At 43.7% G+C, this 16,352-nt stretch carries 16 protein-coding genes and 2 riboswitches; of the genes, 10 read left to right on the top strand and 6 right to left on the bottom strand.

Features of this window, described 5'->3' with window-relative positions; translation table 11 throughout:
* Positions 1 to 12: 12 nt before the first annotated feature.
* Positions 13 to 1,182: a pyridoxal phosphate-dependent aminotransferase gene (locus L2740_RS12775; protein ID WP_248950561.1), complete on the bottom strand. Its 1,170-nt coding sequence runs from the start codon at positions 1,180 to 1,182 to the stop codon at positions 13 to 15.
* Positions 1,183 to 1,438: 256 nt separating this feature from the next.
* The gene (locus L2740_RS21470) at positions 1,439 to 3,619 is read right to left on the bottom strand and encodes an immunoglobulin-like domain-containing protein (protein ID WP_275974214.1); all 2,181 of its coding nucleotides are present in this window, start codon (positions 3,617 to 3,619) and stop codon (positions 1,439 to 1,441) included.
* A gap of 66 nt (positions 3,620 to 3,685) precedes the next feature.
* A riboswitch (cyclic di-GMP riboswitch) is annotated at positions 3,686 to 3,768 on the bottom strand.
* A gap of 427 nt (positions 3,769 to 4,195) precedes the next feature.
* Between L2740_RS21470 and L2740_RS12765 the strand changes: the two genes are divergently transcribed.
* Both L2740_RS12765 and L2740_RS12760 read left to right on the top strand, forming a co-directional pair.
* Complete coding sequence (locus L2740_RS12765; protein ID WP_248950560.1) at positions 4,196 to 4,507, top strand: Mg2+ and Co2+ transporter; 312 nt, start codon at positions 4,196 to 4,198, stop codon at positions 4,505 to 4,507.
* Entirely contained in the window at positions 4,504 to 5,535 is a 1,032-nt protein-coding gene (locus L2740_RS12760; RefSeq protein WP_248950559.1) for an HlyD family secretion protein, read from the top strand. The genes L2740_RS12765 and L2740_RS12760 overlap by 4 nt, the downstream gene beginning before the upstream one ends.
* Positions 5,536 to 5,595: 60 nt before the next feature.
* Here the strand turns inward: L2740_RS12760 and L2740_RS12755 are convergent, their stop codons facing one another.
* On the bottom strand, positions 5,596 to 6,270 hold the full coding sequence (locus L2740_RS12755) for a Bax inhibitor-1 family protein (RefSeq protein WP_248950558.1): 675 nt from the start codon (positions 6,268 to 6,270) through the stop codon (positions 5,596 to 5,598).
* 273 nt (positions 6,271 to 6,543) lie between these two features.
* Here L2740_RS12755 and L2740_RS12750 point away from each other — a divergent pair, with 273 nt between their 5' ends.
* The 6 genes from L2740_RS12750 to L2740_RS12725 all read left to right on the top strand — a co-directional run bounded on the left by L2740_RS12750 (position 6,544) and on the right by L2740_RS12725 (position 10,007).
* A complete protein-coding gene (locus tag L2740_RS12750) occupies positions 6,544 to 6,795 on the top strand; it encodes a DUF2999 family protein (protein ID WP_248471200.1) in 252 nt (83 codons plus the stop codon).
* A 299-nt stretch (positions 6,796 to 7,094) separates the two neighbouring features.
* Positions 7,095 to 7,418 (top strand): ArsR/SmtB family transcription factor, encoded by a 324-nt coding sequence (locus L2740_RS12745; RefSeq protein WP_248950557.1) that lies wholly within the window; start codon positions 7,095 to 7,097, stop codon positions 7,416 to 7,418.
* A gap of 118 nt (positions 7,419 to 7,536) precedes the next feature.
* Positions 7,537 to 7,773, top strand: coding sequence for a thioredoxin family protein (locus L2740_RS12740; RefSeq protein ID WP_028766506.1), 237 nt, complete (start codon positions 7,537 to 7,539; stop codon positions 7,771 to 7,773).
* A 54-nt stretch (positions 7,774 to 7,827) separates the two neighbouring features.
* Positions 7,828 to 8,331 (top strand): nitrophenyl compound nitroreductase subunit ArsF family protein, encoded by a 504-nt coding sequence (locus L2740_RS12735; protein ID WP_051435549.1) that lies wholly within the window; start codon positions 7,828 to 7,830, stop codon positions 8,329 to 8,331.
* A gap of 4 nt (positions 8,332 to 8,335) precedes the next feature.
* The gene (locus L2740_RS12730; RefSeq protein WP_245603074.1) at positions 8,336 to 9,016 is read left to right on the top strand and encodes an aromatic aminobenezylarsenical efflux permease ArsG family transporter; all 681 of its coding nucleotides are present in this window, start codon (positions 8,336 to 8,338) and stop codon (positions 9,014 to 9,016) included.
* 4 nt (positions 9,017 to 9,020) lie between these two features.
* Positions 9,021 to 10,007, top strand: a complete 987-nt coding sequence (locus L2740_RS12725; protein WP_248950556.1) for a permease — start codon at positions 9,021 to 9,023, stop codon at positions 10,005 to 10,007.
* 71 nt (positions 10,008 to 10,078) lie between these two features.
* On the opposite strand, the gene L2740_RS12720 is transcribed toward L2740_RS12725, so the two are convergent.
* The 3 genes from L2740_RS12720 to L2740_RS12710 all read right to left on the bottom strand — a co-directional run bounded on the left by L2740_RS12720 (position 10,079) and on the right by L2740_RS12710 (position 13,530).
* On the bottom strand, positions 10,079 to 10,501 hold the full coding sequence (locus L2740_RS12720; RefSeq protein ID WP_248950639.1) for an arsenate reductase family protein: 423 nt from the start codon (positions 10,499 to 10,501) through the stop codon (positions 10,079 to 10,081).
* Positions 10,502 to 10,846: 345 nt separating this feature from the next.
* The gene (locus L2740_RS12715; RefSeq protein WP_248950555.1) at positions 10,847 to 12,811 is read right to left on the bottom strand and encodes a methyl-accepting chemotaxis protein; all 1,965 of its coding nucleotides are present in this window, start codon (positions 12,809 to 12,811) and stop codon (positions 10,847 to 10,849) included.
* 233 nt (positions 12,812 to 13,044) lie between these two features.
* Positions 13,045 to 13,530, bottom strand: coding sequence for a MarR family winged helix-turn-helix transcriptional regulator (locus tag L2740_RS12710; protein ID WP_248950554.1), 486 nt, complete (start codon positions 13,528 to 13,530; stop codon positions 13,045 to 13,047).
* A gap of 142 nt (positions 13,531 to 13,672) precedes the next feature.
* Between L2740_RS12710 and L2740_RS12705 the strand changes: the two genes are divergently transcribed.
* The gene (locus tag L2740_RS12705; protein WP_028766512.1) at positions 13,673 to 14,590 is read left to right on the top strand and encodes an EamA family transporter; all 918 of its coding nucleotides are present in this window, start codon (positions 13,673 to 13,675) and stop codon (positions 14,588 to 14,590) included.
* Positions 14,591 to 14,733: 143 nt separating this feature from the next.
* Positions 14,734 to 14,833: riboswitch (purine riboswitch) on the top strand.
* Between the two features lie 106 nt (positions 14,834 to 14,939).
* A complete protein-coding gene (locus L2740_RS12700; protein WP_028766513.1) occupies positions 14,940 to 16,310 on the top strand; it encodes an NCS2 family permease in 1,371 nt (456 codons plus the stop codon).
* The last annotated feature ends 42 nt before the right edge of the window (positions 16,311 to 16,352 follow it).

Raw genomic sequence — 16,352 nt, 5'->3', positions numbered from 1 at the left:
TATAAACTAAGCTTATACCCAACCTAGCTCACGGAATTTAGCCAAGGTTTTACAGAAATACTGCATCTGTGCAGGTGTGCCAATTGAAAGACGGTTCCAACCTTCGCCGTGATTGAACGGACGACCAACCAAAATCCCAGCCTTGCTCATACGTTGCATATACAGCTCACTATCACCGTTCACTTTATGGAAGATGAAGTTGGTTTCACTTGGTAGGTAATCTAAACCAAGCTCAGTTAACTGCTGATACACCAATGCCCTAGCTTGGCTGTTTGATTTTAGACTCAACTCCAGCCATTGCTGACTTTCAAGACTGGCTTTGGCCGCCACACAACCAATTAAGTTTGCGTTATCGATACTCGCTTGCGCCTGCATAAGTTTGATTAACTCAGGGTGCGCAACACCGTAGCCCACGCGTAAACCCGCTAAGGCATAGATCTTTGAGAAAGTACGGCATACCACAATATGCTTTTGCCCTTGTTTAACTCGCTCGATAGCAGAAACAAAGCCAGCTTGTGCCACATATTCCACGTACGCTTCATCCACAATAAAGCTTAATTGGCTCGATGCTTGATCTAGCCACTGGTTTAATTCACTTTGCGGTAGTAATAGACCCGTTGGATTATTTGGGTTGCATAGATACACAATCGATGGACCGTTATGGGCGGCAACCTTGGCTTTCATCGTTGCAAGGTCAGTTTGCCAATTGCCATCAAGCTTTACCTTCACCACTGGTACACCACGGGCCATAGCGTAATCAATAATCACACCATAACTCGGATCTGGCATCACTAACTGGGTATTAGTTTGCACCAGTGCATCTAATGCCATTTTTAGCACTTCAGATGAACCATTACCGTAAATAAGCTGCGAGGCTTCTAATGATAGATTGCTAGCAATCGTTGCCATTAAATCACTACGTGCCGCATCTGGATACCGCCAAGCGTTAGGCAATGCTTCAAGTACCGCTTGCTGTGCCTTAGGTGCTAGCCCTAATGGATTTTCGTTAAAGTTAAGCGGTATCGCTTCAGTGGTATCAACTGTTGCAACTGATGGAGTTTGCGTAGAAACAGGGCTTGAGCTACAACCTAAACTCGCTAAGCTAGATGCAGCAGCACCAGCATAAAGAAATTGACGACGGCTTAATTTGAAAGAGTTTGACTCAACAGAATTTGATTGCATATTTATTTATAGTTATTGAATTAATGTGAATAGATATTCATATTAATTGCTCACTATCGCTAGTATTTCAAAGCTAATTTGATAACTAGATCACATTTAAACCTAGCCGTAAGCGTATATAAATAAAGTATAAATTAGCCTAGAGGCAATTGAGCTCAAACATCAAACAACTGATACAAAAAAGCCCTATCAAATTGATAGGGCTTTTAAGCTAATCGATATAAAGTTTGCCGATTAGTTTAATGTATTAACAACATTAACGAGCGAACCAAGCATCTGCCCAAGCGCTACCCACACCAGGCGCATAATGACTTGCTGAACCGCTACACCAGCCACTGTTTGGCCATGGTAGACACTCATAAACACCGCCGGCGTTAGTCACAACATCACCAGCTTGGTACTGAGTGCCTGCAGCGTACGCTGGGTAGTCACCACCTTCATCTTCTTCAACTAAGTTCACGCTAGTACGGCGAGTTAGCTCTTGCTCTGGAGCGCTAACCACAACTTCGTAACTACCCGCGACTAAATCTGTCGCAGATAGAGTCAGAGCAGCAGTGCTTGCGCTATTAACTTCAGTGCTAGCAAATACGTTATTGCCTTGTACTAAGCTAGCTTTAATCACCATGGTTTGGTTAACGCTAGCGCTAAACTCAATAGTGACACTGCCTTGATCAAGCACATAACGCGGTGCAATACCGGTGACATCAAGAGTAGGTTTAACCACTGGTGGTAAGCCACCGTCACAGTCGCTATCACCTTGTGCTTTCCAAACGCCCCACTCGCCTGTAGTGCCCGGCTCATCACCTTGAGTCCACCAGCCAGCTAACCAGCTCTTACCAGAATGACTAACTGTATCACCGCCAAGGTAAACCTTGGCTTTATCCCATGCGTTTTCACACACAGCGCCTTGCTCTTTCACTGTAACACTGCGCAATGCAACAGTTTGTTGTCCCGCACTGTCTGTTACGCGGTAAGTGAGTGAATACTGACCTAATGTATCCGTATCGACATCACCTTCAATAACGATATGGTCTGTTAAGTCACCATCTTCGGCATCAAGTGCGCTAACACCTACCATAGGGGAAAACTCACTACCCACTAATACACTGGCGTTAGTTACGCCTTTGATTTCTGGCTTGGTGTTATACACTTCAACACTACGCACTTGTTCAGTCAGGTTATCATCGCTATCAGACACGCGGTAGGTTAGTGCATACAAACCTAGTGCCTCAGTGTTTACGTGACCTGCAACTTCAATTGACGATGTTAAGTCACCATCTTCCTTATCGTTGGCGGTTACGCCAGCTAGTGAGTTAAATTCACCGCCTAACTTAACCCGAGTATTACTGATCCCACTAAAAATGGGTTTACCGTTATCAGGCTCTGGCGGCAAAATATCTTGGCCATGAATAAACGGACCGTATGCCTTAATGAATGACTCATTGTAAGCCTGACCCGCTGAATTTTGCCCCATATCCCAGTTAACTGACCAAGTCATCACACCACGTAGTGGCTGACCTTGTGCTTTTAGTTGTTCAAAAGCAGCGTACAGTTTTTGTGGGTCTTTAACATAGCCCGTTGCTGCGGCATCTATGTTAGTAGGAATACCAAACACAAGTTTGTCGTGGGGGATCTTAGTAAAACCATTGTTGCCGTTCGCTAGTGCATCAGCGATATGATAAATAAACTCTTGCTTTAAGTTATCGTTGTTTTGGGCAATCCAACCTAGGCCTTCGATATAAATACCGTCACCGCCTTGGTTATAAAACTGTGGGTTAATCCAATCGTAGTAGCCTTCTAGTGCCGTGATATAAGGCACGTACTTGCCACCAGTTGTTAGGTATGGAAATTCAGGCGCCATAGTGATCAAGAAGTTTTTACCTTGCTCAAGGTAGTAATCTTTAACGATACGCAACGCAGCAGGAATAACTGTTTGGTTGTCTGCTGCGGTAACAGCCGCTTGCTCAAGGTCGATATCCAAACCATCAAAGCCATATATTTCGACTAAACGAATGATTTCATCCGCCAGTGCTTGCTCTTGACCATTACGCAGCTCAATGTGCGCATCTGCGCCGCCCAATGCGATTAATACAGAACGTCCTTGACGGTTTAGCTCACTGATTTGATCAATAAACTGTGCTTCCGACAAGCCCACAGCGGGATCTAATTTAAAGGTAGGAATGGTGCCAACTGCGCCATAAACCTTCATAAATGACACATCAACAACGTTATATTGCGGATCGACTTCTGCTAATGTCACACATGGCGCTACGCCACCTTTGTAACCACCACCCGCACACCAGTTATGCCAATAGCCCACAACCACACCTGCTTGTGGATTAACCATATCGCTACCGTTAGCCATAGCTGGAGCAGATAACGCGCCCATGGCTAACGCAACACTAGCACCTAGTAGATTAATTTTTAGTGATTTCATGTATTTATCCCTTTTCATTAGATATAGAAAAGCAACAAACAGGCATGCAGTGCGGCCTGTGTCACTTGTGGTAGCGCCACTGCCATAGGTTGCCCCTTAGGCTGGATGCTTTGCGTCACCTGCTTTCACAGGTTTTGCCTTTTTCAGCAAGTGCACAAAGTGCAACTTGTAAGATCTGGCGGATTATTAGCTGTAATCCTAATTTTGTAAATCTAAATATATCGATTAACCACCAACTTATAACCATAAAAATCACAAAACCATCAAAGACAAAATATTGACAACCAACATATTGATAAAAATCAGATAAAAATAAACAGAATTAAAATCTAACTAGCACCATAACCAATAAAAGTCTGTTTTAACCAACAAAAACAACCAACAAAATATATTTTCAAAAAGAAATGCCAAAAAACTTACATAAAATCAAATTAGTCGACTTTTTGCAGTGCCTGTCTCAAAACTCAGTTTATTGACGCTATCTAAATAAGGAGTTCAACTTGGGTTCAGCTAGCAAACGCTAATATTGCATGCGTATTAAGCCTTAACCGATCAAACATTGATTAAGAGAGTTGAATGAAAATCCACGACACCAACCTAGTTTATGAAAATCTCCCCAGTGTAATGACGCTGCTCGACTCCGTTGCTTTTATGTGGTTTGTTACCTTGGTCACCCTAGGTATTTTTAGTTGGATAGCTCTTAAACTTTGGCACTTACATTCACTGCCTAAATACCTCGCCAAAGAACGCGGCATGCAACAAGCCAAGCTGATTTTTTGGCTATGTATGTTAGGTCTATTTTGGAAGCCTTTATGGGTACTTGCTGTTATCGCTATCGTCACCGACTGGGATAGAGCACAAGAGTGGATTAGAGGGACTCGCGCATGAAAGAGATAATGCTGCCGTATATTTTTATTGTTTGGTTACTGTTTAAGTTCAAAGTGATAAAAACCAGACCACGTAACTACTTTATTAGCGTTTTAGTTGGCTGCATCATAGCGTTAAGCTTGTTTTTAGCTCACCGTTTTTACTCTCCAGCCGATTTAACCAACTCCACCACAGTGAGAGCGCCTCATGCGATTTTGTCACCAGCGATTGGCCAACAAATCGATACCATTGCCATTGACCACAACCAACATGTGGCTAAAGGTGAGCTGCTCTATACCTTAGTCGATGACAAGGTAAGCAGCGCAATCGATGAGATAAATGCCAGAATAACCGAGGTTGAGCGCAGTATCGAAGCCACTGAGGTTAAACTTGCCCAAGCTAAACGTACCTACCAGCGTAAAGCAGAGCTTGGCGAGCATGTTAGCGAGCGTGATTTAGAAAATGCACAGGACAATGTTGAGATAATAAAAGCTGAGCTTAAGGTGCAACATGCCCAGCTAGAAGTGCAGTTTGCCCAGTTGCGTAAACAGCAATTTGAGCTAAAACGTCTAGAGGTTAGAGCACCATTTGACGGTATGGTCACCCATGTTTATATCGCCGATGGCTCACGAGTTGGCGCTATGCACTTGTGGGATACAGGACGTAAATTTGTCGAAATGCGTATTCCCGATCAATCATTTGCCTATATTCAACCAGGGCAGTTTGCCGAGTTTTATATTGATGCTTACCCAGGGCAAATATTCAGAGCGAAAGTACACAGCAAGGTTGAAGCCACAGGTGAAGCGCAGGGCGATATTTTACCACGCGAGCAAATGGTATCGCGCCACATCAACTTTGGTTCTATGCCTGTTGGTCGCACAGTCGTGTTAGAAGTGGATGATGCCACCATGGCAATGTTACCTATTGGTGCAACCGGCTCAGCTTGGATAAGTGCTGATAAACCGCTGTCGATATTAGGCTTTCTCGATATTATTGGCGGGGCAACGGTACGATTGACCGCAGTGAAAGCCTACCTTAATCCACTATAGTGGCTTAATACCTAAACAAAAAAGCACAGCTTAAGCTGTGCTTTTATTAGCGCGATAAACTTATTTCTTTGAGATCAACTGTAATATACGTAAGAACAGGTTAATGATCTCCATATAAAGCATGCCACCGAAATCAATCGCTTGATCTAATGTATCACCGTACTTGCTAGCAGTCGCCCAGAAATAGCCAATATAGCCACACATGCAAGCTGCTACAATCCAGTGAATAGTCTCATGGCTATGGCCAAAAATAACTAACCAACTCAGCTCAATCACCAAAATCCAGCCAGTGATCACTGCCAGCACCTTACCAAAATGAATAAATAAATTCGGCATCAGCGTCGCTGTAATAATCATTAACAAGGTAATCGTCGCAGTATATTGAATCGCGGTGACAATCTCACTGTAGGAGAACTCTTGTAAAGCCAAGTTCAGCAATAAACCGACGCTTAACGTGAGTATGTTATACCCCAAGAAGCTATATAGTGGCGCCTCATAACGAAACATAATCAGGAAGCCTAACGTCGAAAAAACCAAAAAACCGATCAATATAACCCAAGGGTTAATGCTATTAATCCACTCTGTCGGAAAGTAAACAACCGTCAGGTAGTTAGTGGTAAAGCCCCAAATTAGCACCAAACCAATCACTAAGTTGAATACCCGTTTGCTAACGCTTCTATCTTTTAAAAACAGCCCAGATAAATAATGACTCAGGCCTGCTTGTGAGTTTTCCATGTAAGCTATTTCCTAGCAATAATACGACGTTATACGCCAACGACTGCGCAGCTTAACTAAGGTTGAAAATTAGCAATATAATCATTATCTAACTTTGCAAAACACATCAATAAACTGTGATTTAATCGATTAAAATTGATGCAAAACTCAACTCATTGCTCATTGCTATATACATACATTCAACATAGAGCAATAAAACACGCTCCACCTTAAGCAAAGATGAGTGTTAGAATTAGCCACTATTTAAATTTTCATACTCACAAAGGTAATGCAATGAACCCGATCCTTGCGATCTTAAAAGAGCATAATGTCAGTGACGAACAAGCTAAAGAGCTGTTCCAAACCCTGACAGAAAACCCAATGATGGCTATGGCAGTGATTGGTCAACTAGGTATTCCACCTGAAAAACTTCAACAACTTATGGGTCTTGTTATGCAAAACCCGGCTTTGATTAAAGAAGCGGTTGAAGAGCTAGGTTTAGACTTTGCAAAAGTTGAAGCAGCAAAAGCCCAACTGCAAAAGTAATAAGTCTGGTTGTTAATGGCTCTGTCTGTAAACGGCTCTGCTAGCTCATAGCTAAACAGCGGCAACCAAGATCACTCTAAACGCCTTGTGGATTCTTGCTGCAAGGCGTTTTTTTTGTTAACGCTGAATCCTAAATCAAGCCAATCGCTACAACTTCCCCTTGTTCACAAAGCCAACCAAATTGAATCATAGATCACGAAACTGAATAGCTAATAAGCAAAAAACTTGTTCAGCAGATGACATTTGGCTATTTTGCCAAATATACACTTTTTTATATATACATTTTTTTAGATAAAAAGATGACTGAACAAGAGCAACAAAAATTCAAGGCTCGGGCAACGGTTTTAAAAGCGCTCGCTCACCCAACTCGCCTATGGCTAGTCGAGCAATTACAGCAACAAGAGCGTTGTGTCTGTGAACTCACTGATGGGGTCAATGCAGATATTTCCACTGTGTCTAAGCACTTATCACTATTGCGCCAAGCAGGCATCGTAAATAGCCGACGCGACGGCAAACAGATCTACTACCGCTTAGAAACGCCTTGTTTATTAAAAACATTAACTTGCGTTGAAAGCGTCATCGACAACAACGCCCAGAGCAAGCCGCGCTTGTATAAAGCGTAGCAACTGTCTTGAGCTAAGTAGAACCAACAGTCTTGAACGAAATAAAAGTCTTGAACGAAATAAAAGTCTTGAACGAAACAGCAGTGTTAAACCATCAAACAATTAATGAGGTAACAAAATGAAAATTGAAATCCTAGGCAGTGGGTGTAAAAAGTGCACCAATCTTGCTGCAGATGTCGAGCAAGTAGCAACGGACATGGCGCTTGATTTTAGCATCGAGAAAGTCACCGATATGGCGGCAATTCTCGATTATGGCGTGATGTCGACTCCAGCAATCGTGATTGACGGCACTGTGATCACTGCCGGCAATGTGCCTTCTAAAGCCGAAATCCAACAGCTACTTAACGACAAGTAACCATTACCCAAGAATCCAAATTTAATTCAGCGTACTCAAGAGAAGGAATTTCCAGTGAATATCGTTAATCGTGTTTCTAAGTGGCTGATGCCACTTGCCGTATTACTCTGTTTAGCGTCAGTGCCATCGCAAGCCGCCAGCGAACTTGCCCTGCCACCACCCGCAGTGAAGCTTAGCGATAACCAAGTGTTAAAAGTGTACTACTTTCATGGTAATGCCCGTTGCACCTCGTGCAAGTTGATCGAAAAATACACCAAAGCAGCCATTGAACAAGGTTATCAGCAGTCACTACAACAAGGTGTCGTCGAGCTACAAATGGTCAACCTAGAGTCTAAAGGAAACGATCACTACATTGATGATTTTCAACTCATTACCCGCTCAGTGGTATTAGCAATTGAGCAAAATGGCAAGGTCGTTGATTATCGCCGCTTAGACGCTGTCTGGCAGTTGTTTACTGATGAGCAGAAATTCACCAATTATATTTATCGTGAAATTGGCGAGATCACTCACAAGCAAGTGGCTTTACTGCCAGCAATAGAGTCTGCTCGTCATGGTTGAGTGGATGTTGATACTGTCCAGTGCGTTATGGTTTGGTGTGCTCACCTCCATTTCGCCCTGCCCTTTAGCAACCAATGTTGCTGCGGTATCGTTTCTTAGCAAACAAGTTGATAAACCATCAAAGTCGCTAATGATGGGGGCTGCATATAGCCTTGGCCGCATGCTGAGTTACATTTTACTGGCAGCCTTGCTACTTCATAGCGCCATGTCTGCGCCTAAGTTGTCTAACTTTTTGCAGACGCAAATGAACATGTTACTAGGGCCTGTACTGCTATTTGTTGGTGCTTGTTTGCTCGGCTGGATCCGCTTGCCAAGTAGCAAGTGGTCTATCTCAAACCAGCTACAGCAAAAGTTAGCTAAAAAGGGTCAACTCGGTGCGTTGGCGTTAGGGGCCTTATTTGCCTTGTCATTTTGCCCCACCTCCGCAGCGCTGTTTTTTGCCTCGTTATTGCCACTTGCTGTTGCGCAGCAATCTAGCTTTTGGATCCCAGCAGCTTACGGCATAGGAACAGCCATGCCTGTATTACTCGTCAGCCTATTACTGGCAGTGGGCACAGTACAAATTGGCAGTCTGTTCAACAAGATCACTGTGATAGAGCGCTTTGCACGAATGCTCTCAGGCATCATCTTTATCGCCGCAGGTATCTATTACTGTTGGTTTTACCTCATTCCCCTTCTGGAGTAAGTCAATGTTTGCATGGTTTACATCGCTAGCAGATTGGTTGGTTTATGATTGTTTCGGCCTATCTAACCAAACCCAAGTTGGCCAAGCGATCCATTTTTTTGTGGAAGATGTCAGTAAGATCTTTGCGCTACTGATCGTCATGATCTACAGCATTGCTTGGCTGCGAGCGTCACTTAATATTGAGCGAGTTCGTGGTTATTTGGCTGGCAAACCCAAACTCGTAGGGTATGGCTTAGGATCAGGTTTCGGTGCTATCACTCCGTTTTGCTCATGCTCGAGTATCCCTGTATTTTTAGGCTTTACTTCAGCAGGGATCCCGATCGGCATCACTATGGCATTTTTGCTTACTTCACCATTGATCAATGAAGTCGCGATCTTGCTGTTGTTTAGCTTACTGGGCTTTGAGATCACCTTACTTTACGTCGTTACCGGCATTGCTATCGGTATTATTGGTGGCGCGTTACTGGATCTGCTCAAAGCTGAACGCTGGCTGCAACCTTTAGCTGCTAAAGCCTATGCTATGGGGCGAGAATCATCGCAACAAACCAGCCAAGCAATGCCTGAATCCACAGCCATTAGTTGGCAACAGCGCCATCAATTTGCCAAAGCTGAAACCAGCGAAATTTTTGGCCGAGTGTGGAAGTGGGTCATTATCGGGGTTGGCTTAGGCGCTGCGCTACATGGTTTTGTGCCCGCTGGCTGGCTTGAAGCTAACTTAGGCGATGGTCAATGGTGGTCTGTACCACTGGCGGTATTAATGGGGATCCCGCTATATGCTAACGCAACTGGCGTGATCCCAGTGATGGAAAGCCTACTCGTACAAGGTGTGCCACTGGGTACTACATTGGCATTTTGTATGAGTACGGTTGCCGCAAGCTTTCCTGAGTTTGTCATGTTAAAGCAGGTGATGCAGTGGCGTTTACTGGCGATTCTATTTAGCTTATTGCTAGTGTCATTCACTATTATGGGCTGGGTGCTGAATTTAGTTTAAGCTCAACAAAAAGGCCTTGTAGAGGATGACAAGGCCTTGTTTTGTTAACAGCTAACAATCGCCATTTTGTGTTAAGTACTAACGCGCTGGTTATGACTATCGATAATCAACTCTCCATCCTCTTTACTGAATGGACCTTTTGGCCATTTATCTAGCAAATCTAGTACTGCTTCGCTTGGACGACATAGTTTAACCCCTTTAGGAGTGCACACTATCGGGCGATTAACCAAGATTGGATATTGCAGCATTGCCGCTAAAATCTGTTCATCAGACACATTATCCTCAAGCAAGCCTAACTCTTTGGCGGGTGACTTAGTCACTCTTAACGCTGTTTTTGGCGTTAGATCTGCCGCAGCGAATAAACCAAGCAGTTGTGGTTTAGTCCAACCTTGTTGTTGGTAATCAATAATAACTGGCTCATAGCCAGCTTGCTGGATCACGCTAAGCACATTTCTTGATGTGCCACACTCTGGATTGTGGTGGATCACTATCATCACTTATCCCCTCTACTCTATGAGGTTTACTTAAGTCAGTTATTCCGTTGAACCCTTTAAAACAGTAGCATCCAATTACTGTACACCTTAATTAAACCACCAAACATACGCAAAATCATATATACATTAAAATATATATTCAACTTAATTCAAATACTAGTCTGTTAATAACAATTGATTTATGCCGCGCTATCCACTTCGGTGGCTTAAATTAAGCTAAATTTGGCTAGGTTTGTGAGGCACTCGCTGCTGCGGCATGCAGCCTAAGGGGAGCTGCTAATTAAAAAGAAAACGGTTAGCGATATCGCTAACCGTAATATCAATAAGTATAGAGGGGAGTTGAATTTAGGCTACTGTAAACTTATCAACAACTGCTATTAGCTTTTGGTTGGCAGTCGTTAACCTATCGGTTTCTTCCAATGTTGACTTACCATTGTCATCTAGCAACACAACCATGTCACGGATGGCATTCATATTACGGCTGACTTCGTCTGAAACCGCGCTTTGCTCTTCAGCTGCAGTGGCAATATGAGTATTTAAGTCGTTAACCTCAACGATTGATTCAACCACTTTTGCCAAGTTATCACTGACTTCAGTTGTCGCAGCGCTTGCTTGTTCGCAGGTATGTTTAGTTTGCTTCATGGCATTCACTGCATTGTTCACTCCTGTTTGCAACTGATCCAAAGTCTGCGCGATCTCAGTGGTACTCACTTGAGTTCTGGCTGCCAGCGCCCGCACCTCGTCAGCGACCACAGCAAAGCCACGACCTTGCTCACCAGCTCTTGCCGCTTCAATTGCAGCATTCAGTGCCAGTAAATTGGTTTGCTCGGCAATATCACCTATCACTTGCAAGACTTTAGTGATGCTAATGGCATCTTGAGCGACATTGCTGATATTAAGCTCGGTTGCTTCAACATCCTCAATCAAACGCTCAACAGTTTGCTGGGTGCTAACCACTATTGCATTTGTTTGAGTCACTTGATTATTGCTTAACACCGCAGCCTGAGAAGCGTTAGCTGTATTGTTAGCCACGTCCATTGCCGTTGCGCTCATCTCTTCCACTGCGGTAACCACTTGCTCTGTTTCCATTACATGCTGGTTAAGTACGCTAGCATTATCATCGGTATGTTGATGTAAATGCTGAATACTTTGCGCAATTTCTCGTGAACCACTGGCAACCTGTTGCATCAACTCTTGTAGATTGGCCACAAACCGATTAATCCCGGAGGCTATCTCTCCCAAATCATCCTTACTGGTCACAGGCAAACGTTTAGTTAGATCTGCTTGGCCATTCGACAGGGCAATTACAACCTCCTTAAGGTGTAAAATCGGCCGATATAAACGATTAAGAACTGATAAAGCCAAAGCAATACTGGCTAGCAACATAACGATAGAGGTTAAAATCGCATCTTTAAGCGACTCATTTAAACCTGCAAAAGCCACACTTTCATCAACACTGATAAACAAATACCACTGTTGATCTCCAAGTAAAGGGATCGACTCACTAAAGACTAAGTTGTGCTTACCGTCGTTTTGGTAACTACCACTATAGGTGTTGCTATTGACGATATTCCGCTGTAACTGGTTAAGTCCTGAGTCACTAAGGCTGGCGCCAACTTCAAAACGTGAAGAGGACGAAGCTAACACCTTACCTTGATGATCGATAATTGCTGCAACCGCACCGGGAAACTCTATTTGCTCAACCGTATCAGCTAATATCTCAAGACCAATATCTCCCGATAACACACCATCGCCTATATTTGTTACCACTGAAATCACTGGCTGCTTAGTCACCACATCGGTATAGATATCCGTCAGCACAGCTTGAGAATTTGCGCGAGCTAGCTGATACCAGCCACGCGGCCTAGGGTCATACTTAGTGGTGTCTGCAACGCCATCACGCCACACCGCATCATCAGCAACACTGGCATAAGAGCTGCCATCCTCAAATCCCCAAAACACGGAATACAGACCACTTGCTTGCTTGGTAAAGCGGGCAAAATCTACATATTGATGTAACTCACCACGCTTATATTGCTCTGCCAGCGTCACTATTGCTGTCGCTTTATTGTTAAACCAATCAGCTATTGTTGTGGCTTCATAGTGAGTCATCGTCCGTGAGCTGGTTTGTACATAATTGATAGTGTCTTGCTTAAGCGATTGATATGAGAGCCAGTTTGCAATTAACAAACTAGCAGAGACTAATGCCACAATGGCCAAGGTAATGGTTTGTTTAAATCCAAGCGCTTTCATAGCAAATAGCTTTCCTGTTTCGGCAGACTTATTTTGGACGGGATTAATTAAAGCCAAGAGTTATACCTGCGGAATGGATTCCAAACTGTGAGTAATACCAATTATAAAACAGTCAATTAGCCAACCTAGATGGCCATGACTATCAGGCATAAAAAAGGTCAGCAATTTGCTGACCTTTGAGCCTTGGCGCTGTTGTTATACCTTCACAAGGGCAAACTAATTCAGTTATTCGCCTTGAATTTGTTTGCCAAAATCGCTCTGAGTAGAGCAAGTTCTTATACTATTTGGTATTAGGACTCAAAAGAGGCTAACCAGGTTTTTAACAGCGAGTTTAACTCTGGTTTTTGCTGCTCAGATAGCTGCTCAACTAATTGATGTTGCACCTTCACATGCTCTTCAATGGCTTGATCTATGGTATTAAAACCCAGCTCAGTTAAGCCAACAGACACGCTACGACGATCTTCCTTACTGTGTACCCGCTCAATTAAACCTTTAGATTCAAGCTTATCTAAGCGATTGGTCATCGCACCAGAAGTCAGCATCATCGCTGACAATAATGCCGAAGGCGTCAAGCAGTGTGGCTCACCTGAACGACGTAAGGTGGCGAGTACATCAAACTCTCCCATCGTCAGGCCATACTGTTTATGACAAGCTGCAATTTGCGCTTCAATATGTTTTTGCAAACGCATTATGCGGCCAAAAATCGCCATGGGTAATGTGTCTAAGTGCGGCTTTTCTTTGCCCCATTGCGCCACCAGCTTATCAATATCTTCCATTTTTTGCTTTCTTTCGCCTCAATCGCATAGCGCCAAATAAACTTAACGCAAAGATACTTCATAAAAAGATTCTTTACAAAACTAAAGCCGCGATCCACAATAAAGTATCTTCACATAAAGATACTTTATAAAAAGGTATTTTATGAATATTGTCCTTGCCATGATCCCCGCATTTGTTTGGGGAACAACCTATGCAGTAACCCAGTTCACGCTACCTGACTGGCCGCCACTACTTTTAGGTGCCCTACGGGCATTACCGGCAGGGTTAATTTTGTTGTTGATAAAACCCAGCTTACCGAGCAAAACTGACTGGCCGATTTTACTCAAACTCGGTGCAATTAATATTGCGCTGTTCTTTAGCCTTATTTTTGTCATGGCGCTAACCCTACCTTCAGCAATATCGGGGGTCGGCATGGTATCTGTGCCTGTTTTTGCCATGCTATTTCACTGGCTAGTGAGCAAACAGCGTCCTAACCTACTGCAAGCCTTATCGGGAGCGATGATTATCGCATTTGCTTGGTTACTATTTGATCCACAATCTATCAGTTTAAACCCAGTTGGCTTAGTTGCTATGTTGGCCGCCATTAGCTGCATCATCATAGGCAGCACTATCACTAAAACACTTGGCAGCCGCATTCATTGGTGGACTGTGCTGACCTGGCAATTGATTATCGGCGGTGGCTTACTGCTGATTGTTGCGGCATTGCATGCGAGTTATCAGAGCGACACCTATATTGCCGCCGTGCAACAAATCGATTGGCGCAGTAGTGCAGGACTGGCATGGATCATCCTGCTCAATACTGTGCTGGGTTACGGTCTATACGTATGGTTATTACAGCGTATGAGCGTAGTGGATTTTACTTTTGGTGGTATCGCGAATCCCATTGCCGGCATTGTCACGGGTCTGCTGTTACTCGGTGAATCTTTCTCTTGGTATCAATACCTGTTGATGGGCGGCATGATTGTCGCGTCAGTCGCTCCAGCGCTGATTAACAGCATTAATCAAAAACTCAAAGCAAACGCTAATTCACACCACAAGAGGCCTGAACAACTGAGTTAATTTAACCTGCTGTAGTCAACCATAGATTCGAACCACTTAGTTAAGGTTTGACCCCATTACTGTTTTTCTTCGCTGAAAAAACAGCGATCCAGTGCACACTTTTTTTGCAATTGTTTGCGCAACTCATATGCTTGCGTACAATCCGCGCCAACAATTTATTGTGCTGTATATCGCTGGAAATTTGGTCCAGAAGTCTCTACCACAAGACCTAATCTTGTGACTACAGCTCAATCACCGTCCGTTGCCAAATGGCTATTATGCTTTGGCAGCCCAGTGGTATCTGCCAATAAATGTATTGAACCCTTAGCGCTTTAAAGAGCGCATCAATAAACATTAATAAGGCATCACTGTGGCGATCTCTAGCTTACTTCAACGTGCGGGCAAGTCCCGTTTTATGGAAAATACCTTCCAGCTTTCTAAGCGTAATGCCAATATTGGCACTGAGCTGTACGCAGGCTTTATTACCTTTTTAGCCATGAGCTATATTCTGGCAGTGAACCCAGCAATTTTAGGCAGTATTGATGGCATGGATAAAGGTGCTATCTTCACCGCTACAGCTATCGCAGCGGCATTAGCCACATTGATAATGGGCTTCTTTGGCAACTATCCGGTTATGTTAGCACCGGGCATGAGCATGAACGGATTCTTCAAAGGCATGCTGGCATCAAGCTCTGTCGCACTGATTTGGCACGAAGCCCTATTCGGTATCTTCTTATCAGGTGTGGTGTATTTGATCTTCTCGATGACCAAGATCCGCAAACAGATGATTGAGTCGATCCCAGAAGATCTCAAGCTCGCCATTACCGTATCTTTGGGCTTGTTTATCGCCTTTTTAGGCCTTAAAAACGCAGGGATTATTGTGGCAAATCCTGTGGTACTGGTTAGCATGGGGGATATTAGTAAGCCGCAGGTGGCCATTGCCTTTATCAGCTTATTTGTCGCTGTTGCTTGCATGGTACGCAATATCAAGCTGGCAACGTTTATCGCCTTTATGACCTCAATTACCCTAACTCTGTTAAGCGACGCAGTATTAGGCACTAAATTTGCGCCTATTCCTGAAACTTGGTTTAGCCTGCCACCAAGCATAGAGCCTAGCTTTGGTAAGGTATTTAACTTTGAGTTTCTTACCCTTGATAAGCTATTTGATCTGCTATTTATCGTGATTATTTTCTTTATTGTCGACTTTTTCGATGGCTTATCAACTATTGTTGGCGTAGGTAAAGATGCTGGCATTATCGATAAAGATGGTAAGGTGCCAAATGCACGTTCTGCATTGGTTGCTGACGCTGGCGGTACGGTTATTGGTAGTGTGTTAGGCACCACCTCGATCACCGCATTCTCAGAGTCTGGTATTGCCTCAGCCCAAGGTGCAAAAACCGGTTTAGCCGCTGTAGCAACCGCCTGTTTATTCCTACTGGCACTATTTTGCTACCCAGTGTTTTCTATGTTTTCTACTGCAATTGTCGCCCCAGCAATGATTGTTGTTGGTATTTATATGGTAGGTCGCCTAGGTAATATTCAGTGGGATCATAAGCCATCATGTATTGCCGCTTTCTTTACCATTATGTTCACTATTTTAAGCTTCTCGCCAGCTAACGGCATGGCCATGGGCTTTATCAGCTATGCATTTGCCATGTTAGTAGCGGGTAAAGGCCGTGAAGTTCACCCGATAATCTATGGCTTATCACTGATCTTTATTGCTTATCTGTTGATGCTGTAAAGCACGACATAAAAAAGGGTCTGCAATGCAGACCCTTTTTTG

This window comes from Shewanella pneumatophori (assembly GCF_023283895.1).
Classification (GTDB): domain Bacteria; phylum Pseudomonadota; class Gammaproteobacteria; order Enterobacterales; family Shewanellaceae; genus Shewanella; species Shewanella pneumatophori.
This window is presented reverse-complemented; position numbering and strand designations above follow the sequence as displayed.

Excerpts from the sequence above, each read along its gene's own strand:
- L2740_RS12775 (WP_248950561.1), bottom strand. The coding sequence starts at position 1,182 with ATGCAATCAAATTCTGTTGAGTCAAACTCTTTCAAATTAAGCCGTCGT.
- L2740_RS12710 (WP_248950554.1), bottom strand. The coding sequence starts at position 13,530 with ATGGAAGATATTGATAAGCTGGTGGCGCAATGGGGCAAAGAAAAGCCG.
- L2740_RS12760 (WP_248950559.1), top strand. The coding sequence starts at position 4,504 with ATGAAAGAGATAATGCTGCCGTATATTTTTATTGTTTGGTTACTGTTT.
- L2740_RS12725 (WP_248950556.1), top strand. The coding sequence starts at position 9,021 with ATGTTTGCATGGTTTACATCGCTAGCAGATTGGTTGGTTTATGATTGT.
- L2740_RS21470 (WP_275974214.1), bottom strand. The coding sequence starts at position 3,619 with ATGAAATCACTAAAAATTAATCTACTAGGTGCTAGTGTTGCGTTAGCC.
- L2740_RS12740 (WP_028766506.1), top strand. The coding sequence starts at position 7,537 with ATGAAAATTGAAATCCTAGGCAGTGGGTGTAAAAAGTGCACCAATCTT.
- L2740_RS12765 (WP_248950560.1), top strand. The coding sequence starts at position 4,196 with ATGAAAATCCACGACACCAACCTAGTTTATGAAAATCTCCCCAGTGTA.
- L2740_RS12750 (WP_248471200.1), top strand. The coding sequence starts at position 6,544 with ATGAACCCGATCCTTGCGATCTTAAAAGAGCATAATGTCAGTGACGAA.
- L2740_RS12720 (WP_248950639.1), bottom strand. The coding sequence starts at position 10,501 with ATGATAGTGATCCACCACAATCCAGAGTGTGGCACATCAAGAAATGTG.
- L2740_RS12730 (WP_245603074.1), top strand. The coding sequence starts at position 8,336 with ATGTTGATACTGTCCAGTGCGTTATGGTTTGGTGTGCTCACCTCCATT.
- L2740_RS12745 (WP_248950557.1), top strand. The coding sequence starts at position 7,095 with ATGACTGAACAAGAGCAACAAAAATTCAAGGCTCGGGCAACGGTTTTA.
- L2740_RS12755 (WP_248950558.1), bottom strand. The coding sequence starts at position 6,270 with ATGGAAAACTCACAAGCAGGCCTGAGTCATTATTTATCTGGGCTGTTT.
- L2740_RS12705 (WP_028766512.1), top strand. The coding sequence starts at position 13,673 with ATGAATATTGTCCTTGCCATGATCCCCGCATTTGTTTGGGGAACAACC.